Consider the following 1,085-nt stretch of genomic DNA (forward strand, 5'->3'; position numbering starts at 1 on the left):
TTGCTTTGGCTGTCACCCTCCTTTATTTCTTCAGCATACTTTCTGACACACCACCCTTTTTTTATCTTTTTTTTGAGCCCTTATCCCGAATTGGGGTTATATAGGAATCATTATGACCATCACTATTTACGGTATCAAATCATGCAGCACCATGAAAAAGGCGTTTACTAAGCTTGAGGAGTTAGGTGTTAGCTATGATTTTCATGATTATAAAAAACAAGGCATCGACAAACCAAGCGTCCAGCGTTGGGTGGATGTGCTAGGTATCGATAAAGTGCTGAACAAGCGTGGTACCACATGGCGCAAGCTGACCGATGAGCAAAAGCAAGCAGCTGATGCCGATATAAATAACGCGATTGATTTACTAGTCGAAAACACCAGTATGATTAAGCGTCCGATTGTGGAAGGTCAGATTGACGATAAAAATCAAAGTCAGTCAATATTGCTGTGCGGCTTTAATGAAGCTGAGTTTGAGGCGGTTTTTTCATAAATAATTTTCATAAAAAGCTGTCACTTTGACAAATTATAAACTATGCTCTCATTGGTAGAATTAAGTTTACTAATTTATAGGGTCTATTGAATGTTTAAATGTGCTATCAGCACGGTATCTGAATGCTCAATAGACCCTAATGTTCGAGGATAGAATGATGAAAAAATTATTACTGATGGCTACGCTTGCAGCAGCACCTATAATGGCCACAAGCGTACAGGCGGCAGACTCATCAACTAAAGTAACCTTTGCAAAAGACAGCTATTGCGGTAACTTTACAGGCAATATCAAAGATGGAAAAGTGTTTCGTTTATGGCTCGCAGCAGACCAAAACTTAGTGATTCGTAATGTTGGCGATGATCGTATCAATATGGCTTACGTCTCAGGGCCAAGTGGTCGATTGGACGGTGACCGCTATGATAATGAAACGTCTTACATTACTGAGAGTAAAGGCAACCACTATATGAAGATTTATGGCAATAGTCACCATAGTTCTGTTGAGTTCTGTGCTTATTAAATTCATCTTGTTTGAATGAATGTTAGGGCGTGTTGAACATTCAAATATTAGGGCTGCTGATCGCTAAAATTGCACCAA

2 protein-coding genes are annotated in these 1,085 nt (G+C 39.4%); both read left to right on the forward strand.

All coding sequences use genetic code 11. The features are described from left to right. Positions 1-112 precede the first annotated feature (112 nt). Complete coding sequence (locus tag EI164_RS16275) at positions 113-490, forward strand: arsenate reductase (RefSeq protein WP_192521013.1); 378 nt, start codon at positions 113-115, stop codon at positions 488-490. A gap of 157 nt (positions 491-647) precedes the next feature. Continuing rightward, positions 648-1,007 (forward strand): hypothetical protein, encoded by a 360-nt coding sequence (locus EI164_RS16280; RefSeq protein WP_192521014.1) that lies wholly within the window; start codon positions 648-650, stop codon positions 1,005-1,007. The last annotated feature ends 78 nt before the right edge of the window (positions 1,008-1,085 follow it).

This window comes from Psychrobacter sp. FME13 (assembly GCF_014861395.1).
GTDB lineage: Bacteria > Pseudomonadota > Gammaproteobacteria > Pseudomonadales > Moraxellaceae > Psychrobacter.

Coding starts and splice junctions, on each gene's coding strand:
- EI164_RS16280 (WP_192521014.1), top strand. CDS start 648: ATGAAAAAATTATTACTGATGGCTACGCTTGCAGCAGCACCTATAATG.
- EI164_RS16275 (WP_192521013.1), top strand. CDS start 113: ATGACCATCACTATTTACGGTATCAAATCATGCAGCACCATGAAAAAG.